At 70.1% G+C, this 23,063-nt stretch carries 21 protein-coding genes; 10 read left to right on the top strand and 11 right to left on the bottom strand.

The annotated features are described in order from the left end of the window. The first annotated feature begins 89 nt into the window (after positions 1-89). On the top strand, positions 90-1,400 hold the full coding sequence (gene gntF, locus ACQPZX_RS40575) for a guanitoxin biosynthesis pre-guanitoxin forming N-methyltransferase GntF (RefSeq protein ID WP_433367928.1): 1,311 nt from the start codon (positions 90-92) through the stop codon (positions 1,398-1,400). 59 nt (positions 1,401-1,459) lie between these two features. Here the strand turns inward: gntF and ACQPZX_RS40570 are convergent, their stop codons facing one another. Then, the gene (locus ACQPZX_RS40570) at positions 1,460-2,983 is read right to left on the bottom strand and encodes a protein kinase domain-containing protein (protein WP_433367925.1); all 1,524 of its coding nucleotides are present in this window, start codon (positions 2,981-2,983) and stop codon (positions 1,460-1,462) included. Between the two features lie 153 nt (positions 2,984-3,136). On the opposite strand from ACQPZX_RS40570, the gene ACQPZX_RS40565 reads away from it, so the two are divergent. Further along, a complete protein-coding gene (locus tag ACQPZX_RS40565; protein WP_433367923.1) occupies positions 3,137-3,565 on the top strand; it encodes a VOC family protein in 429 nt (142 codons plus the stop codon). Here ACQPZX_RS40565 and ACQPZX_RS40560 read toward each other — a convergent pair. Together ACQPZX_RS40560 and ACQPZX_RS40555 are read right to left on the bottom strand one after the other, a co-directional pair. Continuing rightward, the gene (locus tag ACQPZX_RS40560) at positions 3,555-4,925 is read right to left on the bottom strand and encodes an aldehyde dehydrogenase family protein (RefSeq protein ID WP_433367921.1); all 1,371 of its coding nucleotides are present in this window, start codon (positions 4,923-4,925) and stop codon (positions 3,555-3,557) included. The genes ACQPZX_RS40565 and ACQPZX_RS40560 overlap by 11 nt on opposite strands. Continuing rightward, positions 4,922-5,791 (bottom strand): fumarylacetoacetate hydrolase family protein, encoded by an 870-nt coding sequence (locus ACQPZX_RS40555; RefSeq protein ID WP_433367919.1) that lies wholly within the window; start codon positions 5,789-5,791, stop codon positions 4,922-4,924. Before ACQPZX_RS40555 ends, ACQPZX_RS40560 begins: the two co-directional genes overlap by 4 nt. Positions 5,792-5,835: 44 nt before the next feature. Between ACQPZX_RS40555 and ACQPZX_RS40550 the strand changes: the two genes are divergently transcribed. The 3 genes from ACQPZX_RS40550 to ACQPZX_RS40540 all read left to right on the top strand — a co-directional run bounded on the left by ACQPZX_RS40550 (position 5,836) and on the right by ACQPZX_RS40540 (position 10,141). Next, complete coding sequence (locus tag ACQPZX_RS40550; protein ID WP_433367916.1) at positions 5,836-6,606, top strand: IclR family transcriptional regulator; 771 nt, start codon at positions 5,836-5,838, stop codon at positions 6,604-6,606. 116 nt (positions 6,607-6,722) lie between these two features. Beyond that, positions 6,723-8,153 carry an extracellular solute-binding protein gene (locus tag ACQPZX_RS40545; RefSeq protein ID WP_433367913.1) on the top strand — a complete coding sequence of 477 codons (1,431 nt, stop codon included), beginning with the start codon at positions 6,723-6,725 and terminating at the stop codon, positions 8,151-8,153. Beyond that, positions 8,150-10,141 carry an ABC transporter permease subunit gene (locus ACQPZX_RS40540; RefSeq protein WP_433367910.1) on the top strand — a complete coding sequence of 664 codons (1,992 nt, stop codon included), beginning with the start codon at positions 8,150-8,152 and terminating at the stop codon, positions 10,139-10,141. The genes ACQPZX_RS40545 and ACQPZX_RS40540 overlap by 4 nt, the downstream gene beginning before the upstream one ends. Here ACQPZX_RS40540 and ACQPZX_RS40535 read toward each other — a convergent pair. From ACQPZX_RS40535 to cbiE, 7 genes are all read right to left on the bottom strand, one after another. Beyond that, a complete protein-coding gene (locus ACQPZX_RS40535; protein ID WP_433385740.1) occupies positions 10,077-11,291 on the bottom strand; it encodes an MFS transporter in 1,215 nt (404 codons plus the stop codon). The genes ACQPZX_RS40540 and ACQPZX_RS40535 overlap by 65 nt on opposite strands. 60 nt (positions 11,292-11,351) lie before the next feature. Beyond that, on the bottom strand, positions 11,352-12,392 hold the full coding sequence (locus ACQPZX_RS40530) for a glycoside hydrolase family 11 protein (RefSeq protein WP_433367907.1): 1,041 nt from the start codon (positions 12,390-12,392) through the stop codon (positions 11,352-11,354). Between the two features lie 248 nt (positions 12,393-12,640). Beyond that, positions 12,641-13,513: an FAD-dependent oxidoreductase gene (locus ACQPZX_RS40525; RefSeq protein ID WP_433367904.1), complete on the bottom strand. Its 873-nt coding sequence runs from the start codon at positions 13,511-13,513 to the stop codon at positions 12,641-12,643. Positions 13,514-13,716: 203 nt separating this feature from the next. After that, on the bottom strand, positions 13,717-14,001 hold the full coding sequence (locus ACQPZX_RS40520; protein ID WP_433367901.1) for a GlsB/YeaQ/YmgE family stress response membrane protein: 285 nt from the start codon (positions 13,999-14,001) through the stop codon (positions 13,717-13,719). A gap of 80 nt (positions 14,002-14,081) precedes the next feature. Further along, a complete protein-coding gene (locus ACQPZX_RS40515; RefSeq protein ID WP_433367899.1) occupies positions 14,082-14,819 on the bottom strand; it encodes a cobalt-precorrin-6A reductase in 738 nt (245 codons plus the stop codon). Then, positions 14,807-15,550 carry a precorrin-4 C(11)-methyltransferase gene (gene cobM, locus ACQPZX_RS40510; protein ID WP_433367896.1) on the bottom strand — a complete coding sequence of 248 codons (744 nt, stop codon included), beginning with the start codon at positions 15,548-15,550 and terminating at the stop codon, positions 14,807-14,809. The genes ACQPZX_RS40515 and cobM overlap by 13 nt, the downstream gene beginning before the upstream one ends. Further along, on the bottom strand, positions 15,547-16,755 hold the full coding sequence (cbiE, locus tag ACQPZX_RS40505; protein WP_433367894.1) for a precorrin-6y C5,15-methyltransferase (decarboxylating) subunit CbiE: 1,209 nt from the start codon (positions 16,753-16,755) through the stop codon (positions 15,547-15,549). The genes cobM and cbiE overlap by 4 nt, the downstream gene beginning before the upstream one ends. Positions 16,756-16,939: 184 nt before the next feature. On the opposite strand from cbiE, the gene ACQPZX_RS40500 reads away from it, so the two are divergent. Genes ACQPZX_RS40500 through ACQPZX_RS40490 form a run of 3 tightly spaced genes read left to right on the top strand, consistent with a single transcriptional unit; the run spans position 16,940 to position 19,947 of the window. Further along, entirely contained in the window at positions 16,940-18,667 is a 1,728-nt protein-coding gene (locus ACQPZX_RS40500; RefSeq protein WP_433367891.1) for a ferredoxin reductase family protein, read from the top strand. Between the two features lie 18 nt (positions 18,668-18,685). Further along, positions 18,686-19,186: an FMN-binding protein gene (locus ACQPZX_RS40495; protein WP_433367888.1), complete on the top strand. Its 501-nt coding sequence runs from the start codon at positions 18,686-18,688 to the stop codon at positions 19,184-19,186. A 32-nt stretch (positions 19,187-19,218) separates the two neighbouring features. Next, positions 19,219-19,947, top strand: a complete 729-nt coding sequence (locus ACQPZX_RS40490) for an FAD:protein FMN transferase (RefSeq protein ID WP_433385737.1) — start codon at positions 19,219-19,221, stop codon at positions 19,945-19,947. Here the strand turns inward: ACQPZX_RS40490 and ACQPZX_RS40485 are convergent. Further along, positions 19,944-20,537, bottom strand: a complete 594-nt coding sequence (locus ACQPZX_RS40485; RefSeq protein ID WP_433367885.1) for a hypothetical protein — start codon at positions 20,535-20,537, stop codon at positions 19,944-19,946. The genes ACQPZX_RS40490 and ACQPZX_RS40485 overlap by 4 nt on opposite strands. Before the next feature lie 130 nt (positions 20,538-20,667). Here ACQPZX_RS40485 and ACQPZX_RS40480 point away from each other — a divergent pair, with 130 nt between their 5' ends. Both ACQPZX_RS40480 and ACQPZX_RS40475 read left to right on the top strand, forming a co-directional pair. Then, positions 20,668-21,441, top strand: a complete 774-nt coding sequence (locus ACQPZX_RS40480) for a cyclase family protein (protein WP_433367882.1) — start codon at positions 20,668-20,670, stop codon at positions 21,439-21,441. Next, complete coding sequence (locus ACQPZX_RS40475; protein WP_433367879.1) at positions 21,438-23,063, top strand: thiamine pyrophosphate-binding protein; 1,626 nt, start codon at positions 21,438-21,440, stop codon at positions 23,061-23,063. The genes ACQPZX_RS40480 and ACQPZX_RS40475 overlap by 4 nt, the downstream gene beginning before the upstream one ends.

Below are 23,063 nucleotides of genomic sequence, written 5' to 3'. Positions count from 1 at the left end.
CAATTGACAACTATCTGACCTGGAAAGTGAGCACCCGTCCGGCCGATCCTCGGGCCACATCTTTCACCGAGCCAAACGGGGATCTGAACATGAACGGACGGGCGGCCGGGCTCAGGAACTGGACTGTCAGCCTCGCCGCCACCGTGGCGTCGAGTTACACATTGGACGCCTGCGCGGCGGCGGCGGGGGTCGCCCTGGTGGCGTCCGGGCTGCTCGCGGGCGTCGACCAAACGTGGCTGCTGCTGTTACTGGTGGCCAGCTACGCTGCCTGGGGCGTCGGGCTGCGGGCCAGCCTGCGGGCGAACTGGACCCTGTTGGTGGCTACCGGGACCAGCACCAACGTCCTGTCCAAGGCGGCCTACGACCTCGCCCGTCGCTTCTCGAGCAAAACGGGCGTGTCGCGGCTGGCGGCGGCGATCGGTTACGCCGGCACTCAGGTAGCCGGGGAGGGGCTCTACTATGCCGGCGCCTTCGGCGCCGCGGCGTTCAGCGACACCGTCACCAGCACCGAGGCGCTCGGCTTCCTCGCCGGCGCCAACCTCGCCGCCGCGCTGTACGAGTACGGGCTCGCCATCATCACCGCGGGCTTGCTGCGTCGCCGCCGCCGGTACGCGTCGTTCGACATCGACTGGGAACCGGCGGAGTACCTCGCCGGCTACTACCGTGCGGTGGAACCGGACGAGGTGGCCACCGTCGCCTTCCTCGTCGAGGCGATGCGGCGTGCCGAAGCCGGCCAGCCGGTGCTGTTCTTCGGCGTCGGGCCCACCCTGCACCACGTGTTCGCCGCGGCCGAAACCGCATCCGAGATCCACCTGGGTGACTACCTGCCGGCCAACCTGGCCGAGATCCAGCGGTGGATCCGCGGCGAACCGGGAGCCCACGACTGGCGTCCGTTCGTCCGCTACACCCTGCAGTGCGAGGGCACCAGCCACCCGACCGACGAAGAGATCGCCGCACGCGAGGACCTCACCCGGACGAAGATCACCAAACTGGTCCAGGTCGACGCCCGGCACCCCCGTCCGGTCGACCGTCACTACCCGACGGTGATCAGCCCGTACTGCGCGGACTCCGCCACCGCCGACCGCGCCACCTGGTTGCTGTTCATGCGCCACATCACCGGCCTGGTCCAGCCGGGAGGCCTGTTCATCACCGCCGCCCTGCGCCGCTGCCGGGGCTACACCGTCGCCGGAAAGACCTTCCCCGGCGCCGATGTGGACGAGCACGACCTCCGTGCGGCGCTACGGCCCGAATTCGAACCTATCGACGGTTCGATCGAGGTCCGCAAGACATCGCAGGGCGACACCCACGGCTACTCGGCGATCCTGCTCTGCCACGCCCGCAGGGGCATCCAGCCGAACCAGGCCCGCCACCTCGGCGAAGACATCGTGGCGCCGCATTGACGCCTCCGGATTGGCGACCGAAAAGTAACCTCTACCCCGACCACGGCGGCTTGCCGGCCCTACCGGCGGGTGGGCTTCGCCGGCCCGGGCGGCTCGGTGAGCGACAGCGAGTTGACGAGCCGGTCGAGCTCGGCGTTCAGCTGAAGGTAGCCGGCCGTGGTGAGCGGACCGGATTCGTGCAGCTCGGTCAACTTGTTTTGGAGATCTTGCGCCTTCTTCGCCGCATCACCGGGTTTCCCGTCCTGCGTTGCTCGAGAAATGTCGTCGACCTTCTTGTACAGGTCCGGCGCGGCTGTGGGGTTGAGGTTTCCCGCGTCGACCTGCCGGCGAATGGACAACCGCATCGCCACGATGGGGTCCGTCGGTGTGGGCGACGGCGGGGTTGATCTCAGATCGGGTACCGAGCTCGAGGGAAGCGCCGACGCGATCGGGTCGTTGCCCTTGATCACCGGGCTGGTGGGCGCGTTCGGCGAGGGTGTCGCCGGCCTTCGGGCGATCGATGCCGACGGCGGGGCGGATGTGCCGTTCAGCGCTGATGGTGCGGTGCGAGCGTCCACGCCGCCGGCCGAGGGCCACCATTTGGTAATGCCGAGCGTGGCCAGCACCACGAGAGCGACCAGGAATGGGACGCCGACGACAGTCAGCAGGATCCGCCGCGACGTCGTGGCCGGCCCGCCTGCTTCTTGGGGCGGCGCTGCGGGTGGCTGGGTGACCGGCGATGTGGGCACAGCTTGAAGGGGAATTTCGGTGACCGCGAGATGCTGCGACACCGCGGCCAGCTGGCTCTTCACCTCGAGCGCGCTTGTGGGGCGCTGTTCCGGGTCCTTCTGGAGGAGCCGCCGGACCAACGCCTCCAGCTCGCCGGGAACGTCGTCGCGACCGATGGCCAAGGACGGCGGCGGTTGGGTGAGGTGTTGTTGTAGCACAGTCTGCGGATCGCCGGTGAAGGGAGGGACCCCGGCGACCATCGCATACAGGGTGCATCCGAGCGCGTAAATGTCGGTGCGGGCATCCACCGCGGAGCCGACTGCCTGCTCCGGGGCCAAATACTTGTAGCTGCCCAGCAGGGGTGTCACGCCATTGAGCGTGACGTCGTTCGCCGTGTCATGAAGACGAGCTATTCCGAAGTCGCAGATCTTCACCACACCGGAGGCCGTGATCAGCAAGTTGGCCGGCTTGATGTCACGGTGGACTATGCCCGCCGCGTGTGCGGCGGCGAGGCCGTCACAGGTCTGTGCGGCGACCGCCACCGCCGATGCCGGCGGAAGCGGCCCGTTCTCCAGGACAGCGGCGACAGAGCGCCCGTGGATCAATTCCATGACGAGGTAGGGGTGGCCGTCGTCAATGCCGGCATCGTGCAACGCGACGATGTTGGGATGGGCAAGCCGCGCCGCGGCCCGCGCCTCTCGGTCGAATCGCTGGCCGGCCAACGGCAGCGTGAGGCCCGCACCGCTCAATTCCTTCACCGCGACCGCACGGTTCAGCCGCTGGTCCCGCGCTTGCCACACCGTGCCCATGCCGCCGCTGGCCAGCAGGTGTTCCAGCTGGTAGCGGCCACCGAGCACCCGCTTGACCGTCGTCATCGGCCCGGCACCGGCACGACCCACCACCCTTCCCTTCGCCTGTCGCGTCAACCCGCCCGACCGCCGACCTTAGTCGTACGTTCGTCGATGTCCACCGGAGCGGAAATTCGTCGCGGGTGATGGAGCTGAGGCGCCGTGCGGCATCCTGGTGGCATGACTGACGCATCGCAAGGTCGTTCCGAGTCGTCCGGCGTCATCTCGGTGATGCTCATCGTTGCGGAAGCCGAAGCCGCGATCTCCTGGTACAAGACGGCGCTCGGCGCGACCGAGCTGTGGAACCTGGGTGGCGTGGCCGGCCTCGAGATTGCCGGCGCACCCTTCTTCCTCCATGAGGTCAACCCTGACAACCCGGCCGAGACCAGTCCGGACCGGGCGGGCGTGACGAGTACCCGCATCGAGCTGTTCACCGACGACCCCGACCACGTCATCGAACGCGCCGTCGCCGCCGGCGCCACCGTGCGGGCGCCCATCGAGGATCACCGCGTGCCCTGGGGCACGCATCGTCAAGGCGGCTTCACCGATCCCTTCGGCCACGAATGGTCGGTCGGCGACCGATCGCCCCTGGGCCCGCCTACGGCGTGAGAGTCACGGTGACGGTCCGCGTGTAGAAGTCTCGGGCCGCCGGGCCCTGCTCGCGGGGACCGTAGCTCGACTCCTTCTCGCCGCCGAACGGGGCGTGGAAGTCCACGCCGGTGGTCGGGGCGTTGACCTTCACCATGCCCACGTCCAATTGGTTCGCCAGGGTGAGCGCCGAGCCGAGATTCTGGGTGTACACGCCCGCGACCAGCCCGTGCCGCACCTCGTTGGCCACCCGCACCGCGGCGTCGGCGGACTCCGCGGACACCACCACGCACACCGGGCCGAAGTACTCCTCGTTCCGCAAGTCGTCGCCGGGCGACACATCCGTCAGCAGCGTCGGGGACTGGAACCATCCGTCGCCGTCGGGCTGCCGGGCGCCGGTCAGCACGCGGGCCCCGCCCGCGGTGGCGCGCTGCACCGCTGTGCGGATCGCGTCGCGCGGTGCAGCGTCGATCAGCGGGCCGACCACCGTCCCCGGGGCGGCCGGGTCGCCCACCGGCAGCGTCTCGACGGCCGCGGCCAGCCGCTCGGCGAACGGCCCGGGATCGCCGACCACGATCACCCGGCTGGTGGCGGTGCATTTCTGTCCGGCGTAGCCCATCGCCGCCGCCGCGATCGCTGCTGCGGCCGCGCTCTGGTCGGCATCCGGCAGCACGATGGCGGCGTTCTGGCCGCCCATCTCGCACTGCACCGGGATGCCACGTCCCACGGCTCGTCCGGCAACCGCCTGCCCGGCTGCCACCGAGCCCGTGAACGACACGGCGTCGGTGGTGTCGACGATCGCCTCGCCAGTGCGGCCGAGGCCGGTCAGCACCGTCAGCACGCCGTGCGGGAGTGCGCCGGCGAACAGCTCGGCCAGCCGGATCGCCACCGCGGACGACTGCGGCGCCGGTTTGAGGAGGACGGTGTTGCCGAACGCCAGGGCCGGCGCGGCCTTCCAGAGCGGGATCGCCACCGGGAAGTTCCACGGAGTGATCAGCCCGACGACGCCGTGCGGACGACGCCGGGTGTGCAGCAGCGACACGCCGTCCGCGGGCGGGAAGACCTCGCCGTCGGGACCCAGGGCCTGCTGCGCGAAGTACCGCAGGATCGCCACGCCGCGGCCGATCTCGGCGCTCGCCTCGCCGACCGGCTTGCCCACCTCGCGGACCACCAGCTCGGTCAGTTCACCGGTCGCGGCCGCAAGAGCCTCGGCGCAGGAGTGCAGAGCGGCCGCCCGCGCGTGCGCCGGTCCACGTGCCCAATCGGCGGCCGCTGTCCGGGCAACGTCGGCCGCTGCCGCCACGTTCTCCGGCGAGGTGTCGGGAACCCGTACGACGATGTCCGATGGCGCCTGCGGCGACCGGCTCTCGATCGTTGTCATTGTTGTTCCTTCCCACCGGTGGCATCGCCGATCGCGATGACAGGATTGGTCAGCGTCCCGAGTGCCGCGGAGGTGATCTCGATCGTGTCGCCGGGTCGTGCCGTGAAATCGGCGTCCGGCACGACGCCGGTGCCGGTCAGCAGCAGCACGCCGGCCGGGAAGGTCAGCGCCCGGAAGAGCCAGTCGGCCAGGTCTTCGAAGCCGCGGGCCATCGCCGAGGTCGAGGCCGTTCCGGCGTAGACCTCGCGGCCCTCGCGCAACACCCGCAACCCCAGGTGGAACGGGCCCGGGTCGACCGCCCAGCTCGGCACGATCGCCGGCCCCACCGCGCAGGAGCGGTCGTAGATCTTCGCCTGGGGCAGGTAGAGCGGGTTCTCGCCCTCGATCGACCGGCTGCTCATGTCGTTGGCCAGGGTGTAGCCGAACAGCTCGCCGGCCGCGTTGAGCACCAGCCCGACCTCGGCCTCGGGCACGTCCCATCCCGAGTCACTGCGGATCCCGACGGCGTCGCGGTCGCCGACGACCCGCCACGGGCTGGCCTTGAAGAAGATCTCGGGGCGGTCGCTCTCGTAGACGCGGTCGTAAAGGGCGCCGTACCCGGACTCCTCTTTTCTTCCGTCGCGGCTGCGCAGGTACGTCACGCCGGCGGCCCAGACCTCCTGCCGGTCGACGGGTGGGAGCATCTCGTCGCCGGGCATCTCGCCGCCGGCATCGCGGGCAGCGGCCTCGACCGCCGTCCGGGCCTGGCCGAGCGGCACGGCGAGCAGGTCGGCGAGAGTACGGTCGAGCTCGCCCCATCTGCCGTCCTGGCACACCGCCCAGCGTGTCGTGGTGCCGGAGCGCAGGTGATGTATGGAGATCGGCATTTGATCATCCTAGGTTCGCTGAAGCGTCGAAGGGACTTATCGACATGGCCCGTGTGGTACCGGCGGTCATCCGGGCGCTCGACATCCTCGAACTGTTTCTCGAACGCCCCCAACTGTCGGCCCGCGACGTCGCGGAGCGGCTGGACCTTCCCCGGACCACGGTCCACGAGCTGCTGGTCACGCTCGTCGCCCGGTCCTACCTGATCTCCGTTCCGGGTCAGCCGGTGCAGTACCGGCTCGGCATGCCCCTGTTCCAGCTCGGCGCGGCGTTCGCCGGCCGGCTGGACCTGGTCCGCGAGGCGCAGAGCGTCGCGCGGGACGTGGCCGCCGCGTGCGACGAGGCGGTCCATGTGGCCGTGCGGGACGGCGCCGACGTCGTCTACCTCGTCAAGGTCGACAGCACGCACCCGGTCCGGATGGTCTCGGGGGTCGGGCTGCGCCTGCCGGCCCACTGCACGGCGGTCGGCAAGGTCCTGCTGGCGAGCCTCGATCCGGAGAGCCTGGACGCCATCCTGGCGAAGGGCGCGCTGCCGGGCATGACGCCGGAGAGCATCACCGACGCGGACGTCTTGCGGGCACATCTCGACGGGGTACGGGCCGAGGGCGTCGCGGTCGACGTCGGCGAGTCCGACAGCGCCATGCGCTGCGTCGCGGCGGCGATCCGCGACCATTCCGGCGCGACCATCGCCGCCATGAGCGTCTCCGCGCCGATCATCCGCTGGACCGCGCAGGCGCAGGTGGACTGGGCGGACCTGGTTCGCAAGGGCGCGGCCACGCTGTCCGCGCGGATGGGGCACTCGGCTCAGCCCCAGTAAGCGGTCACATCGAAGCATTGACACCTTTCGAGGTAGTCCTCTACCGTCGCGTCCACCAACCGTACGATATCTCGAACGTCAATTCGAAATTTCGAACGACGGGGAGGCGATTGGCTATGAAGGAAAACCCGTTGTGGTCCCGGCGCGAATTTCTGGGAATGGGCGTGGGTGTGCTCGGCGCGGCCGGTCTGGCCGCGTGCGGGGGCGCCTCCGATTCGGCCCCCACAGTGCAGGCGGAGGTCCCGAAGGAGCTGGTCGACGCGGCGTCGTCGATGAAGGGCTCCGCGATGGGGGTGCTGTCGCAGAAGCTGTACTCGACCGCGGCCAACGAACAGCTCGACGCATCGATCAAGAAGTTCGCCGACGCCACCGGGACGAAGATCGAGAACAGCCTGGTCCAGGCCGACGCCGGCGATGTGGTGGCCAAGATCGACGCCGAGGTCAAGGGCGGCGTGGCGCGCGACCTGGCGTTCATGACCGATTCGCGGTTCGTGGCGCAGTTCCACGCGCTGGGCGATCTGGAGGACGTGACCGACGTCGTCACGGCGCTGACCGCCAAGTACGGCGAACCCTGCGCCGAGGCCAAGAACTTCTGCGTCTTCGACGGCAAGTGGTTCGCGATCCCGTACCACTTCATCGGTATCGGGTCGTTCCTGCGCAAGGACTGGATGCAGGAGAAGGGCATCGCGCCCAAGGACGTCTACACCTGGGAGGAGCTGCGCGATCTCTGCCTGTCGATCTCCGATCCCGGCAAGCGCCGGTTCGGCTGGGGAATGACGGTGAACCGGTCCGGTGACGGCAACGGCATGATCGAGGCGCTGATCAACTCGTACGGCGGCGCGATCGCCACCAACGACGGCAAGAAGGTCACGTTCGACTCGCCGGAGACGGTGCAGGCCGTGAACTTCCTGGGCGACATCTACACCAACCCCAAGTACAAGCCGATGTTGCCGCCGGGAGTCGCCAGCTGGACCGACACCAGCAACAACGAGAACTGGCTGGCCGGGATCCTCGGGTATACGCGCAACAGCTTCAGCGTCTACGCGGATTCCAAGACCAAGAAGAATCCCGTGTACGGCAACACGCACGTGTTCTCGGATTGCATCGGGCCGGCCACCGACAAGTCCCTGCTGCTCGGCCAGTCCCAGGGCTTCGTGGTCTTCAAAGGCGCGAAGAACCCGGCGCTCGCCAAGCTCCTGGCGCAGTACCTGGTCAGCGCGCCCGCGCTGGTCGGGGTGTCGAAGGAGGCTCCCGGCCTGGTGATGCCCGCCTGGGAGAAGGTCTGGGACGCCGACCCGTTCTTCGCCACCGGCGACCCGGCGTTTCCGATGGTGCGCACCATGTCGCAGCAGTCGCTGCCGCTGTCCACCAAGAACGGCCTGACCTTCCCGCAGAAAGCCAGCGCGGGCCAGCAGGCGGTCGTCGCGGCCTACGTCCTCACCGACATGATGCAGCAGGTCGTCCAGGGAACGGCGGCCGCTCAGGCGGTGAAGGCGGCGCACGCGAAGATGGTGCAGATCTTTGCCCAGCAGGGGCTGCCGCAGTGAGATCGGTCCGTTCGGCGCCGGCCCCGGTGACGCGGAGATCCTCGCCGCCGGGGCCCGGCTCCCTCACGCCGACCCAGCGGCGGCTGGGTCGTGACTGGCGGCTGGCCGCCCTGTTCCTGACGCCGACGGCCGTGCTGGTCGGTGTGCTCGTGCTGGTGCCGATCGTCCAGTCGATCATCACCAGCACCACGGAACGGCATGGGGCGGACAACGTGTTCGTCGGCCTGGACAACTACGCCGCCCTCCCCGGCGACGGGCAGTTCCGCGCGGGCGTGGTGAACTCGTTCGTCTTCACCGCGTACGCCGAGGTGTTCAAGGTGGTGCTGGGGCTGGCCGCGGCTCTGCTGCTGCACCAGCTGCGCCGCGGGCGGGCGCTGGTGACCGGGCTTCTCCTGGTGCCGTGGGTGGTGCCGACGGTGGTCACGGCGTTCAGCTGGCGCTCGCTGCTCGACCCGATCTTCGGCAGCGTCAACACGCTGCTCACCGCTTCGGGGATCGGGCCGCTGCTGGCCTCCGCGCATCTGGTCGACAGCTGGCCCGCGGGCTGGTTGTCCGACCCGTCCCTGGCCATGCCGTCGGTGATCCTGGTGAACGTGTGGAAGGGCGTGCCGTTCTTCACCGTCTGCTTCCTGGCGGGGTTGAAGGCCATCCCGGCCGACCAGTACGAGGCGGCGACCATCGACGGCGCCTCGGCGTGGCAGCGGTTCGCCCACGTGACGCTGCCCGGGCTGCGCCACGTGATGACCGTGACGGTGACCCTGTCGTCGATCTGGACGTTCAACAACTTCGACCTGATCTGGTTGCTGACGCAGGGTGGCCCCGGCAACGCGACCGCACCGTACGTGCTCGTCGCGTACTCGAAGGCGATCCTGCAGCTGCAGTACGGCGCCGGGGCGGCGGTCACCCTCGTCATGCTGCCGGTCATCGCGGGGCTCGTGTTCATCCTGGTCCGCGCTCTGCGCGCGGACGCGGGCACCAAGTCGGCCGGGCGGGCCCGAAAGGCGCTGCCGTGGGTTGTCGCCGCGACGGTCGCCATCCTGCTGGCCTGGGCGTCGCCGCAGATCTTCTGGAAGGCGGCGGTGGTCCTCGGGGTGATCCTGCTGATCGCGGCGGCGGTCGGCCGGGTGGTCTCGGGCCTGCAGGCCAAGGGCGGCCGCCGTGCGTCGTCGCTGGTGTCGGGCGCGGGGTCCGGCGTCGCGCTGGCCGGGTTGCTCGCCTTCGTGCTGGGCCCGGTGTACTGGATCGCCGTCACGGCCTTCAAGTCCGAGGGCCAGGTCGTCACTCGCGAACACGACCTGTGGCCGACACCGTGGACTTTGGAGCAGTTCGGCGCGCTGTTCACCAACCAGCCGTTCGGCCGGTGGTATCTCAACACCGTGCTGGTGTCCACGGCGTCCACCGCGGTGGCCCTGGTCTGCGCCGTCCTGGGCGGGTACGCGCTGGCCCGGCTGCGGTTCCGCGGGGCGCAGGGCTTCACCGTGACGGTGTTGCTCACCTACGTGATGCCGGGTGCATTGCTGTTCATCCCGCTGTACCAGCTGCTCATCGGGGTGCGGCTCACCGACTCGATGTGGTCGCTGGTGCTGACGTACCCGACCTTCACGCTTCCGTTCGCCACGTGGCTGCTGTCCGGGTACTTCGCGTCGATCCCCGCCGAGCTGGAGGAGGCCGCGCTGGTCGACGGTTGCACCCGCGTCCAGGCGTTCCGCCGGGTGGTGCTGCCGCTCGCCAAGCCGGGACTGCTGGCGGTCGCGCTGTTCACCCTGACCAACGCTTGGAACGAGTTCCTCTTCGCCTTCGTGTTCATCACCAAGGACGAGTACAAGACGCTTCCGGTGGGGATGCAGTCGATGATCGCCGGGGACGTCGTTCCGCAGGGGCAGCTCGCCGCGGCGTCGCTGCTGGTCAGCATTCCCGTGGTGGTCATGTACGCCTTCGGGCAACGCTTCCTGACCGAGGGGCTGACCGCGGGCGCGGTGAAGGGCTGAGCGGCCACCAGATCGCGTGCTGCAGCAGGGACAGGGCCAGCGTGAACGGGAGCAGGGTCCACACCCCCGCGCCCTCGGCGATCGTGCCGGCTAGCCAGGGGAACGCCGAGCCGCCGATGACCGACCCGGCGTTCATGATGCCGATCGCGGCCGGTACCAGAGGCGCGGTGGTGAGCAGGGGCGCCAGGGCCACCGTGGTGGGGAAGATCGGCCCGAGGAAGAAGCCCAGCAGGACCAGACCGGCCGTGGCGGCGGCCCGGCCCGGCAGAAGCCAGGTCAGCGCGGTGACGCAGGTGACGCCGGCCAGGCAGATCGTCATCAGGCCGGCCGCGGTGAAGCCGAGCCGGGTGGCGATCGGACTGAGCAGGAACCGGCCCGCGGTCAGCCCGAACCAGTAACCGCTGACCGCGTATCCGGCGAGCACCTCGGTCTGCCCCCGCGCCTCGACGAGGTAGCCGAACGCCCAGTTCCCCACGCCCAGCTCGAGTCCCACGTAGACGGTGAGCAACGCGGCGCCCAGCAGGACGCCCGGCTGTCGTGCGGCGAGGAGAGTCAGGCCGCGCGGGGTCGGTGAATCCGGCGTCGCCGGGGCCGGGTCGGAGCCGGCCCGCGGATAGACGATCAGAAAGCCGGCGGTGAGCGGGACGGCCGCGATCCCGAGCAGCAGCATGACCGTGGGCCAGGAGGCGGCGGCGATGATCCAGGTGGCCAGCACCGGACCGAGCAGCGCCCCGACGCCGAAGAACCCGTGCAGCCGGTTGAGCAGCGTGGTCGCGTCGGGCAGGGCCGACAGGTACGCGTTGAGCACGGACTCCAGCACCCCGACCGCATAGCCGGAGGCGACCTGGAGCACGGCGAACGCCGCGAACGCCGGTCGCGTGGCCGCGTACAGCGCGACCAGCACGTACGCGCCGCCGCCTATCGTCACGGCGATCCGGATGCCGAAACGGTGGATCAGGGCGCCCGAGGTGACACCGGCCAGCACGAACCCGGCCGAACTGGCGAAGAAGGTGAGACCGAGGGTGGACCGGGAGACGCCGTAGTCGTCGGACTGCGCGGCCAGCAGCACCCCGTTGACGCCGGCGCTCACGCCGACGAACACGAAAGCGGCGTACGCCAGGGCGACCGGCCCCCGGCCCGGTTGTCCCATCACAGTCCCCCATGGGAGTTGCGGCGCGGCAGCCGAGGCCGCCGCGCCGCCGTCAGGTCGTCAACTGGCGCTGCAGGAGACTGTCGGCCACGTCCAATTGCCGTTGGCCATGATCGTGACGCCGAAGTTGTTGCCGCTGCCGTTGGGCTTGGCGACCATCTGGTACTGGCTGGGCCAGCTGGCGCTGGTGTTCCAGGTGGAGCTGACGACGGCCGGCGAGGCCATGTTCATCGTCACGGTCCAGTTGCTGGAGCCGGAGACCGCCACGTTGAGGTTGTAGCGGTCGCTCCACTTCTGTCCGGCGGACAGGGTCGCGGTGCAGCCGCCGCCACCGCCACCGCCGCCGCCCCCGCCACCGCCGCCGCCCCCGCCACCACCGCCGCCCCCGCCACCACCGCCGGAGCCTTCGCTCACGGTGATGTTGGAGCTGACGTTGCTCTGGTAGCCCTCGGTCGCCATGATCTGGTAGTCGTGGCTGCCGAGGTTGAGGCCCAGGTTCTTCCACGCGTTGAAGTGGTTGGCGGTGGTGATGGTGCCGCCGGTGCGGTGTGACTGGCGGACGCTCCAGTACTGGTAGAACGTGGCGGTGCCGATGATCGACGGCTGGTTGACCCGCTGGGTGCGGTAGATGTCGTAGGTGCTGCCGTCGGTGGTGACCGAGCCGAGGCGGGTGGCGCCGGAGCTCGGGTTGTAGTTGCCGAAGTTCTCGACGATGTAGTACTCGATCAGCGGGTTGGTGGTCCAGCCGTACAGGGCGAGGTAGCAGTTGCCGCCGCAGTTGAAGGAGCCCGAGTAGTTCACCGTGTGGGCCGAGCCGGGCTTCCAGCCCTTGCCGACGACCGAGTTGTTGATGCCGTTCATCGAGACGCTGTAGCTGCCGCCGGCGCCCAGGTTCATGGTGACGTTGCCGTTGTCTTTCCAGTACGAGTAGAAGAAGCCGTTGTGGGTGCCGGTCGAGTTCGAGGTGATCGTGCGATCGGCCTCGGCGTGGGCGGTGCCGGCGACGGCGACCGAGGCCACGGCCATCGCCACGGTGCTGGCCATGCCGATGAGCAGCCGCATCCGGCTGCGGCCCTTCGGTCGAGCTGACGTGTCGTTCATGCTGAGTCCCTTCGGAAGGACTGCGAGGACGGGCCGGCAGCAGGACTGGAGCCGCCGAGCCAGACCGAGGCGGGTTGCGGTGGACAACCCGATCGACGGCTGTCGAACTACCGGTGGCGAAATCATGAGCCGGGGCTCGCTCACGTGTCAACAATTACCGGAAACTTACGGAAGTTTCTTCGGTGGAATTGTTGGTGATTAACCGTGATCACCCCGTTATGGATGCGCGAGTAGCTGACGAAGGCGCGTCACTTCGAGCCTCTCAGGCTCCGAAACTTTCGGCCTCCGGGGCCGGCGTTGGCGGGCGCGGAACCGTCGACACAGGACTGGGCCAGCATCTCGCCCAGCAGCGGCGCGAATTTCATCAAGTTCTCGCCGTACATGGCGAGCACCCGGCCACGGCGTACGAACTGCAGGCCGTCGCCCAGGCCCGGGTTGTGGGTGCAGTACACCCGGGCGATCGGGCGTGGCTCGACGAACGGCAGGTGCTCGGCCACATAGGCGGTCAGCGCCTCCAGGGACGCCCGTTCCGCGGCCGGCCGGCCACCCTCCCATGCCACCAGCGCCGGATCGACGTCGCCGCCGACCGCCCAGGTGCCCGGGGCGGCCAGGTGCTGGTAGGTCCCGAGCACGCCGTCGGCCGGCTCGGTGATCCAGCACGGGAAGCGGGCCGGCGCTTCCGGGCGAATCGGGAAGCTGACCCGCAGATGGTGTTCCAGCGCCGACGGGGTGTCGATGCCGACGCCGGCGGCCAGGGCGGAGGTGGCGGCGCCCGCGCAGATCACGACGGCGTCGAAGGTGTCCGAGTCGACCCGTACTCTCGATGCGGTCTCTTCGATGGCATCGACGCGAGCGTGCCGAAGACGGGTGCCGGCCGCGCCGACCAGGAAGGTGCGGATCCGGTCCACGCGGATGACGCCGCCGGCCGGGTCGATCAGTGCCGGGCCGGCAAAGGTACGGGCCGGCAGACGCAGCAGCGGGGAACCGGGCTCCACCATCTCGTGGGCCGCGCCGGCGGAGCCCATCGCGTCCGCCCATTTCCCGACCTCGGCGCCGCTGACCACCGTGCCGACCTCGTCGATCAGCTCGACGCCGGCCGCCTCGCTCCATGCGGCGAACAACGCCCCGGGACTGCGCGGCCAGCGCCACCATGTCGGGGTAGGCGTGGGCCAGCCGGAAGATGCGGGTGTCTCCGGCCGAACGCTCACCCATCGGTTCGCCGGGTTCATGACAGCGGGCGTCGACTCCTTGCCGGAGCAACGCGACGGTCGTAGACAGGCCGACGACGCCTCCACCGACCACTGCCACCTTCATAGCCGGTCGGTCAGGCCGGACCACGCTGGCTGCGCCGCAGGAGCCAGCCGGCGATCGGGATCACGATCAGGGTGCCGATGATCGCGCTCAGGATCCCGCCCCAGTCGAAGATGTCGTCGTCGCCGATGCCGAGCCCCAGCGTGAAGATGACATAGCCGACCAGCGCGCCGACCAGGCCGAGCCCGATCGAGACCAGCCACGACATGGGTCCGCTCATCTTCCGGAAAGCGTCGCCCGGCATGAGGACCCGAGCGATGACGCCCGCGACAAAGCCGAGTAGCAATGCTCCGATCATGGCCAGACCTCCTTGCCGCGCCGGGCCCGGGCGGGCATCCGCGGTTCGATCCAGCCTCGTAGGTTTCGGCCCCGGTCACATCACCCGCGCCGGGTGGTCGGCGCTTTCCGGAGCCAGGCCACCGCTTCCTCGACGGTGGCGACGGTGATGGCGGCGGGCGGGGGAGCGGGGCGGTCGACGAGCACGACCGGGATGCCGAGCTCGCGGGCGGCGACGAGCTTGGCGTCCGAGCCGCCGCTGTCCTTGCTGACCAGGACGTCGATCCGGTGGTCGTGCAGGAGCCGCAGCTCGCCGTCGACGGTGAACGGGCCGCGGTCGAGCAGCACCTCGAGCCGCGCGGGCATGGGCGGCTCGGGTGGCTCGACCGAGCGGGCGAGGAACCAGCATTCGTCGAGGCCGGCAAAAGCGGCGATTCCCTGACGGCCGGTGGTGAGAAAGACCCGGTGGCCGAGGTGGGGGAGGAGGGCGGCGGCTTGCGCCAGATCCGGTACGCGTCGCCAGTCGTCCCCAGCCTGCGGTGTCCAGCCGGGCCGGCGTAGCACGAGAAGCGGCACGCCCGTGGCGCTGGCGGCCGCGGCGGCGTTGGCGCTGATGCTCTCGGCGAACGGATGAGTGGCGTCAACGAGAACGTCGATACGGCGTTCGAGGAGGAAGGTAGCGAGGCCTTCGACACCACCGAAACCGCCGATGCGCACTTCGCCGGGAGGTAGCAGCGGCGTCCGGGTCCGGCCGGCCAGCGAGCTGATCACTTGATACCCGGAGAGGGCTGCAGCCAGTGCCCGGCCCTCAGCGGTCCCGCCGAGGATCAGGACCGGCATCGAGTGGACGAGTAGAGGTGGCTGTCGGGGAACTGATCGGCGGTCAGGGCCGGGCCGACCACGATGACCGCGGTCCGGCGGATGTCGGCTTCCCGAACCTTGGCGGCGATGTCAGCCAACGTGCCCCGCAAGACTTCCTCGTCGGGACGAGACGCCCGCGCTACCACCGCCACCGGGCAGTCGGGGCCGTAGGAAGGCAGCAGCGAAGCCACCACCGCCTCGATGCGCTGGACTGCCAGATGCAGGACCATCGTCGAGCGGCTGGCGGACAGCGTCGCGAGGTCCTCGCCCTCGGGCATGGCGGTCGCCCGCTCGGCCGTGCGCGTCAGGATCACCGTCTGGGCCACGCCGGGCACGGTCAGCTCGCGGCTCAGGGTGGCGGCCGCCGCGGCGAAAGCCGGGACGCCGGGCGTCACGTCGTAGGGGATGCCGGCGGCGTCCAGGCGGCGCATCTGCTCGGCGATCGCGCTGAAGACCGACGGGTCGCCGGAATGCAGACGGGCCACATCCAGGCCCGCGGTGTGGGCGGCGGTCAGCGCGGCGATGATCTCGTCGAGGTTCAAGCCGGCGGTGTCGATCAGGCGGGCGCCGGGCGGGCAGTGTTCGAGCAGCTCGACCGGCACCAGGCTGCCCGCGTAGAGGCAGACCGGAGACGACGCGATCAGCCGCTGCCCGCGCACGGTGATGAGGTCGGCGGCGCCCGGCCCGGCCCCGATGAAGTGCACTGTCACGTTGTCACCGACCAGATCGTCACCGGCATCATCGTTCTCCACCCCGTGAAGCCGCCCACCGGCGAGCCCCTGCTCACCGTCAACCGGGTCAGCGAACCACCCAGCCGCGCATAGGCAGCCCCGATCACGGCCTCGGATTCGACGGTCACCGCATTGGCCACAAGCCGACCACCAGACTTCAAAGACGACAAACACGCATCGAGTACGCCGGAAGCAGTCAATCCGCCGCCGATGAACACCGCGTCGGGGGCTGGCAGACCCGACAAAACCGCAGGCGCCCGACCCTCGACCACCGAGAGGCCCGGAACGCCGAGCAAAGCGGCATTTGTCCGAATTGTGGCGCACCTAGCCGGCGATGACTCCACCGTCACAGCGCGGCAGGAAGGGTGACTACGCATCCACTCGATGCCGATGCTCCCGGAGCCCCCGCCCACATCCCAGAGCAGCTCCCCGGGCACAGGCCCAAGCAAGGCAAGCGTCACCGCCCGCACTTCACGCTTGGTGAGCTGCCCATCCGTCTCGTAAGCGGAATCCGGCAACCCCGGCACGGCACTCAAGGAAGGCCCGTCGCCACACTCGACGGCGATCACGTTGAGCGGGTCACACAAAGCCGACCAGGAAGCAGCAACCCCACCCGAAACGCTCTCCCCAGGGCCGCCCAGCTCCGATAAAACCGTCATACGAGCCGATCCGTACCCCGCCGAGGTGAGCAGAGCGGCCACCGCCGCCGGCGAAGACGCGTCGCGCGACAGCACCAGCACCCGCCGCCCCGGGTTGAGGTAGCGCCGGACCTCGTCCGCCGACCCCGTCACCAGGCTGACCACGTCGAGGGAAGCCAGCGGCCACCCCATCCGCGCGGCGGCCAGCGACGCCGACGAGGGGTGCGGAATCACCCGTACGCCATCAATGCCTCTCAAACGCACCAGGGTGGCGCCGATGCCGTGGAACATCGGATCGCCGCTGGCCAGCACGCAGATCCTCTGCCCCCGGTGGGCCTCGAGCAGGCCCGGCAGCGCCGGAACCAGCGGAGACGGCCAGGGAACCCGGGACGCGGCCACCGACGAGGGCAGCAGGTCGAGCTGCCGGGAGCTGCCGAACACGACCTCCGCGTCGGCGAGCGTGCTCCGGCCCGTACCCCCAAGATCTGACCACCCGCCGGCGCCGATGCCGACCACCGTGACCAGGTCGGGGTTGTCGGCGCGCATGGCGCGACGGTACCGGGGAGCTCGCGGCGGATATTTTCCGGATCCCGTTGAGCGATGTTCGCGACCGCTGCGTATCTCATCCAGACGGCTCCCCGAGACCGGGTCGTCACGCCGGCCGCAGGGGGTGGCCGGCGCCGCGGGACGATTGCCGGACGGGTGAAGGACGATGGCGCAAGGACCGCCGATGTTCCAGACCTCTCGTGATCAGCGCTATGCGCCGGGCGAGGAGGACGCGGAGTTCTTCGCGTCGCTGCGTCCCGACAAAAGCTCGAGTGGGGAGTACCCGCAGTACGAGGAGAAGTCGCCGGTCGAGCAGCATGCCCGGTACGAGGAGTCGCGCCACTCCGCCCGCATGCCGGAGCCGATCGACCCGTGGCGGGACGAGCCGGATGATCGGGCCGGCGACGTGCGCGAGATTCCCGAGATCGACGACCGCCGGCCGCCGACCTGGGACAGCTACATCGACGATGGCCTCGACGCCGAGGACGCCTACCGCCGCAGCGACATCCTGGTCGAGTCGCAGACCGACCCCACCGGCTGGAAGGCGACCGGTCCCGCCCAGCCGCCCATCCCGGACGACCGGCCGCCGGCCGAGGCGGTCAGCGGGAATCGCCTGCTCACGATCCTGCTGTTCTTCTCGGGCCTGGCCACCAGCATCTCGCTCTGGCTCTTCGACACCCAGGCCGGCGCGGTCAACGACACCGCCACCCTGATGCTCGCGGCCGGCCGGATCACCGGGCTGACCGGTGGCTACATCCTGTTCATCCAGTTGCTGATGATGAGCCGGGTCTCGTGGCTCGAGGAGTGGGTCGGCGCTCGCGACCTGCTGCGGTGGCACCGCTGGCTGGGCACCACCCTGGTCGTCTCGGTCCTGGCCCACATCGTCTTCATTGCGTACGGGTACGCGCTCACCGCCGACACGGGCGTCGTCGACCAGACCTGGACGATCATCACCACCTTCCCCGACATGCTCAAGGCGGTCGCGGCGACGGTGATCCTCGTGGTGATCAGCCTGATCTCGATCCGGGCGGCGCGGAACAAGCTTCCGTACGAGCTCTGGCACCTGATCCACCTCACCGGCTACCTGGTGCTCCTGCTCGGGTACGGCCACCAGGTCGCCACCGGCGCCGACCTGAGCGGCCGGTTCGCCTCGGTCTTCTGGCCCGCCCTGACCGCCCTGGTGATCTCGGCGCTGGTCTGGGGCCGGCTGGTCGAGCCGCTGTGGCTGAACATCCGGCACAAGTTCGAGGTGGCCGAGGTGGTGGCCGAGGGCGCCACCAACACGTTCTCGATCTACATCGACGGCAAGAACCTGCAGAAGCTGCCGGCCCAGGCCGGGCAGTTCATGCGGTGGCGGTTCCTGACCCGCAACGGCTGGTGGCAGTCGCACCCGTTCTCGCTGTCGGCGGCGCCGAACTCGGAGTGGCTGCGGCTGACGGTCACCGCGGTCGGCGGGCACACCCAGCGCCTCGGGTTGATGAAGCCGGGCACGCCGATCTGGGCCGAGGGGCCGTTCGGCGTGTTCACGGCGCAACGCCGTACGCGTCGACGTGCTCTTTTGATCGCGGGCGGCAGCGGCATCGCGCCCATCCGGGCCCTGCTCGAGGACATGCCGCCGGACACCATCGTGATCTATCGGGCGTCGCGGCCGGACGAGCTGGTCTTCCGGGGCGAGCTGGAGGAGCTGGCCGAGCGGCGGGACGCGTGGGTCCGCTACATCGTGGGGTCGCGCACCGATCCCGGCCCGCGCCGGCTGTTCACCCCCAACGGCCTGCTGGGTCTCGTGCCGGACGTCTCCCGCCGTGACGTCTACCTGTGCGGCCCGCCCGGGCTGGTCGAGGCGGCCGTCACGACGCTGCGGGAGCTGGACGTTCCCGACAGCCAGCTGCACCTGGACCCGTTCGAGTTCTAGTTCCGTTCCGGAGGAATGATGCGACGCAGTACCGCAGCCGCGGTCGGCACGCTGACCGGCGCCGCCCTCATCGTGGGGGTGCGCCTCAGCGTCCAGCCGCCGGCGCCGCCCGCCGCCGCACCGCCCCAGGTCGATCTGGTCGACAACCCGTCGACGCCGAAGCCCACCTCCACGGGCGCCGCCTCGAAGAAGCCTTCGAGCTCCGCCTCGAAGAAGCCGGCCGAGAAGAAGGGCCCCTTCAAGGACGGCGTCTTCAAGGGCAAGGCGGTGAAGAATGTCTACGGCACCATCCAGGTCTCCATCAAGGTCGAGGACGGCAAGATCAGCGCGGCCGACGCGACCTACCCGGTCACCGGCAACAGCGCGACGATCAACCCGCCCGCGATCGCGACGCTCAAGCAGGAGACGCTGAAGGTGGAGAAGGCCGACGGGACGGTCGACGCGGTCTCCGGCGCCACCTATACCAGCGCGTCGTACAAGGAATCGCTGCAATCGGCGTTGGACTCCGCCAAGGCGTAGGGTCACTGTTCGTGCGCCACGTCGAGCAGGTGATGGGTACGGCCGTCAGTATCGAGCTCGGCGATGACCTTGCTGCGGCTTCGCTCTCCGACCTGATCGTCGAGGTGTGCGACTGGTTCCATCTCGTTGACGCCCGGTTCTCCACCTACAAGGACGACAGCGAGGTCAGCCGGATGCGCCGGGGCGAGGTGACGCTGGCCGACTGCTCGGACGACCTGCGGCACGTGCTGGACGCCTGTGCGGATCTCTGGCGGGACACCGATGGCTATTTCGACGCGTACGCCGGGGGGCCGCTCGACCCTTCCGGATACGTGAAGGGGTGGTCCGTCGAGGTGGCGTCCACCCGGCTGCTCGAGGCCGGCTCGGCCAACCACTACATCAACGCCGGCGGCGACATCCGCATGCGTGGCCACCACCCCGAGGGCGGGCCGTGGCGGGTCGGGATCCGGCACCCGTGGGAGGCCGACAAGATCAGCTGGGTGCTGGCGATGACCGACGGCGCGATCGCCACCTCGGGGACCTACGAGCGCGGCGGCCACGTGATCAACCCGCGTACCGGTCAGCCGGCCCGCGGGCTGCGGTCGGTGACCGTGGTCGGGCCCGATCTGGCGCTGGCCGACGCGTACGCGACGGCGGCGCTCGCGATGGGCGAGCCGGGCCTGACCTGGCTGGCGAAACTCGCGACCGACGGCTACGAGTCGGCGGTCGTCACCGACGACGGCCGGGCGTTCAGCTCGGCCGGCCTGCCCGCCGCCGTCTAGTGCTTCCAGGCCGCCAGGCGTTCCGCGGCTTTCCGGCCGAGCGCCACCGCGTCGCCGCGGTCGGCCGAGGTGGACTCCCAGCCCAGCACCGCGAGGAACGCGATCGCGTCGCCGACCCGCACCACCGCGCAGAATTTGCTCTGTGTCGAGCCGTCGCCGACCGGGTTGCCCTTCTCGTCGGTGGCCGGCCGGGTCTGCTCGATCAGCGCGGACTCGGCGCCCGCCCCGACGTCGCCCCGCATGATGTTGGCCACCGGGACGCCGGCCTCGTCGTTCTGTGACGCGCACCCGGTCACCGCGGCCCGCAGCGCGGTCATGAACGCCTCGGAGGCCGTTTCGCGGTAGACCAGGATCTCCTGGTAGACCTCGGCTTTAGGGGTGGACTCGGCGGGGGCGCCGGCGCTGGTGTAGCGCAGCCGGAAGGTCGCGCGCCCGGTGATGTGGTCGGTCTGCTCGTACGCGGCGCCGCAGAACCGCGGCAGCGGCCGTTCCCCGTCGGGGAGTCGCTCGGGAGTCCCCTTGATCTTTCCCGGCACATCGTCGGCGTGCAGGAAAGCGGTGTCCGGCACGAACGCCACGGAACTGGTCATGGTCGGCCTCCTTCAGTCCTCATGCGACATAGTGCCGTCCCCGCGCATGCTTCGGGGAGCGTTCTGTCGTTTTGCCGCGGCCGGCTTTACGCTCCTTCTGTTCAGGTGGCGACGATCACGTGGAGGATCGATGAGCGTCCTGTCGGACCTGGTGTCCGGAATCAGCGCCGGAACGATCGAGGTCGTCGACCTCACGGCCCCGCTGTCCAGCGAGACCCCGATCCTCAAGCTGCCGCCGCCGTTCGCCGACACGATCACGTTCAGCCTCGAGGTGATCAGCCGCTACGACGACCGCGGTCCCGCCTGGTACTGGAACAACATCCACACCGGCGAGCACACCGGCACCCACCTCGACGCGCCCATCCACTGGGTCACGGCGAAGGACGGCGACGACGTCTCCCAGATCCGCCCGCAGCGCCTGGTCGCGCCGGCCGTGGTCATCGACGTCTCCGACCGCGTGGCCGCGGACCCCGATTACCTGCTCACGATCGATGACGTCCGGAAATGGGAGACCGATCACGGCACGCTTCCGGCCGGCGGGTGGCTGCTATTGCGTACGGGATGGGACGCGCGCTCCAACGACCAGCAGCTGTTCCTGAACGCCGACGAGACCGGCCCGCACACCCCCGGCATCTCGGTGGAGGCCGCCAAATGGCTGGCCACCGAGTCGCCGGTGATCGGCGTGGGCGTGGAGACGGTGGGCACCGACGCCGGCGCCGCCCACTCCTTCGACCCGCCGTTCCCGTGCCACTCGTTCGTCCTGGGCGCCGGCAAGTACGGCCTCACCCAGCTGCAGAACCTCCGCCTGCTCCCGCCCACCGGCGCGGTGGTGATCGCCGCCCCGCTCCCGATCGTCGGCGGCTCCGGCAGCCCCACCCGCGTCCTGGCGCTAGTCGAGAGATGAACGTAGCCGAGGCCGTCGGCACCACCCTCGCCGAGCTCGGCGCCGATCACGTCTTCGGCGTCGTGGGCAGCGGAAACTTCCACGTGACCAACGCCCTGATCGCGGCCGGCGCCCGCTTCGTGGCCACCCGCCACGAGTCCGGCGCGGCCACGGCCGCCGACGCCTACGCCCGGGTCAGCGGCCGCGCCGCGGTCGTCACCGTCCACCAGGGCTGCGGCCTGACCAACGCGATGACCGGCATAGCGGAGGCCGCGAAGAGCCGCACCCCCATGCTCGTCCTGGCCGCCGAGGCCACCGCCCCGCGCTCCAACTTCCGGGTCGACCAGTCCGCCCTGGCCGTCGCGGTCGGCGCCGCCACCCTCCGCGTCCGCTCCGCCGAGACGGCGGTCGAGGACGCCGCGCAGGCCTGGCACCTGGCCGCGACCGAGCGCCGCACGGTGGTCCTGAACCTCCCGCTGGACGTCCAGGCCGCCCCTGCCGTCCTGGCCGCGCCGCCCGGTTCGCCGGCCGCCGATCGCCCGTCGGCCTCCGACGCCGCGGTGGCCACCGTCGCCACATTGCTGGCGTCCTCCACCCACCCCGTCTTCATAGCCGGCCGGGGCGCCGTCGACGCCGGCGCCGAGTTGTCGGCCCTGGCCTCCGCCTGCGGCGCCTTGCTGGCCACCTCCGCCGCGGCCAAGGGCCTGTTCGCCGGCGATCCTTGGAGCCTCGATGTCTCCGGCGGCTTCGCCACCCCCGTGGCCGCGTCGCTGATCGCCGACGCCGACGTGGTGGTCGCCTGGGGCTCGTCGCTGAACATGTGGACCACCCGCCACGGCGCCCTGATCGGGCCCGACGCTCGAGTGGTGCAGGTCGACCTGGAGGAATCAGCTCTGGCCGCCCACCATCGCGTCGACGTGGGGATCGTCGGCGACGCCGCCGCCACCGCTCGCGCCGTCCTGGCCGCCCTCTCCGGCACCAAGGTCGGCTATCGCCTGCCCGAGGTGCACTCGCGCCTGGTCTACGAGGGCCGCTGGCGAGACGTCCCGTACCAGGACGACGCCGACGAGACCCACATCGACCCGCGGACGCTCACCATCGCCCTGGACGACATCCTCCCCGCCGACCGGCTGGTAGCCGTCGACTCCGGCAACTTCATGGGCTACCCGTCGATGTTCCTCGGGGTTCCCGACCAGCGCGCGTTCTGCTTCACCCAGGCTTTCCAGTCGATCGGCTTGGGCCTGGCCAGCGCCCTCGGCGCCGCCCTCGCCTCACCCGACCGTCTCCCCGTGGCGGCCTGCGGCGACGGCGGTTTCCTGATGGCGATAGCCGAGCTCGAAACCATCCGCCGCCTGTCGCTGGGCATGCTGATAGTCGTCTACAACGACAACGCCTACGGCGCCGAGGTCCACCACTTCGGCCCCCACGGCCACCCGCTGTCCACGGTGGTCTTCCCCGAGACCGACCTGGCCGCGATAGCCCGCGGCTACGGCTGCGAGGCCGTGACGGTCCGCCACTCTTCCGACCTGGCCCCGGTCGCGGAGTGGGCGGCCGGCCCCAGGAACGTCCCCATGGTCATCGACGCGAAGGTGAACGCGAGCCGTCCTTCATGGTGGTTGGAGGAGGCATTCCGAGGCCACTGA

It is taken from the genome of Actinoplanes sp. CA-142083, from assembly GCF_050942195.1.
Taxonomy (GTDB): Bacteria; Actinomycetota; Actinomycetes; order Mycobacteriales; family Micromonosporaceae; genus Actinoplanes.
The sequence above is the reverse complement of the archived record's forward strand: the minus strand, read 5'-3'. Positions and strand labels throughout refer to the sequence as shown.

Bases quoted from the DNA above. Each gene is read 5' to 3' on its own strand.
- gntF (WP_433367928.1), top strand. From the start codon at position 90: ATGAACGGACGGGCGGCCGGGCTCAGGAACTGGACTGTCAGCCTCGCC.
- ACQPZX_RS40570 (WP_433367925.1), bottom strand. From the start codon at position 2,983: ATGACGACGGTCAAGCGGGTGCTCGGTGGCCGCTACCAGCTGGAACAC.
- ACQPZX_RS40565 (WP_433367923.1), top strand. From the start codon at position 3,137: ATGACTGACGCATCGCAAGGTCGTTCCGAGTCGTCCGGCGTCATCTCG.
- ACQPZX_RS40560 (WP_433367921.1), bottom strand. From the start codon at position 4,925: ATGACAACGATCGAGAGCCGGTCGCCGCAGGCGCCATCGGACATCGTC.
- ACQPZX_RS40555 (WP_433367919.1), bottom strand. From the start codon at position 5,791: ATGCCGATCTCCATACATCACCTGCGCTCCGGCACCACGACACGCTGG.
- ACQPZX_RS40550 (WP_433367916.1), top strand. From the start codon at position 5,836: ATGGCCCGTGTGGTACCGGCGGTCATCCGGGCGCTCGACATCCTCGAA.
- ACQPZX_RS40545 (WP_433367913.1), top strand. From the start codon at position 6,723: ATGAAGGAAAACCCGTTGTGGTCCCGGCGCGAATTTCTGGGAATGGGC.
- ACQPZX_RS40535 (WP_433385740.1), bottom strand. From the start codon at position 11,291: ATGGGACAACCGGGCCGGGGGCCGGTCGCCCTGGCGTACGCCGCTTTC.
- ACQPZX_RS40530 (WP_433367907.1), bottom strand. From the start codon at position 12,392: ATGAACGACACGTCAGCTCGACCGAAGGGCCGCAGCCGGATGCGGCTG.
- ACQPZX_RS40520 (WP_433367901.1), bottom strand. From the start codon at position 14,001: ATGATCGGAGCATTGCTACTCGGCTTTGTCGCGGGCGTCATCGCTCGG.
- ACQPZX_RS40515 (WP_433367899.1), bottom strand. From the start codon at position 14,819: ATGCCGGTCCTGATCCTCGGCGGGACCGCTGAGGGCCGGGCACTGGCT.
- cbiE (WP_433367894.1), bottom strand. From the start codon at position 16,755: ATGCGCGCCGACAACCCCGACCTGGTCACGGTGGTCGGCATCGGCGCC.
- ACQPZX_RS40500 (WP_433367891.1), top strand. From the start codon at position 16,940: ATGTTCCAGACCTCTCGTGATCAGCGCTATGCGCCGGGCGAGGAGGAC.
- ACQPZX_RS40495 (WP_433367888.1), top strand. From the start codon at position 18,686: ATGCGACGCAGTACCGCAGCCGCGGTCGGCACGCTGACCGGCGCCGCC.
- ACQPZX_RS40490 (WP_433385737.1), top strand. From the start codon at position 19,219: ATGGGTACGGCCGTCAGTATCGAGCTCGGCGATGACCTTGCTGCGGCT.
- ACQPZX_RS40485 (WP_433367885.1), bottom strand. From the start codon at position 20,537: ATGACCAGTTCCGTGGCGTTCGTGCCGGACACCGCTTTCCTGCACGCC.
- ACQPZX_RS40480 (WP_433367882.1), top strand. From the start codon at position 20,668: ATGAGCGTCCTGTCGGACCTGGTGTCCGGAATCAGCGCCGGAACGATC.
- ACQPZX_RS40475 (WP_433367879.1), top strand. From the start codon at position 21,438: ATGAACGTAGCCGAGGCCGTCGGCACCACCCTCGCCGAGCTCGGCGCC.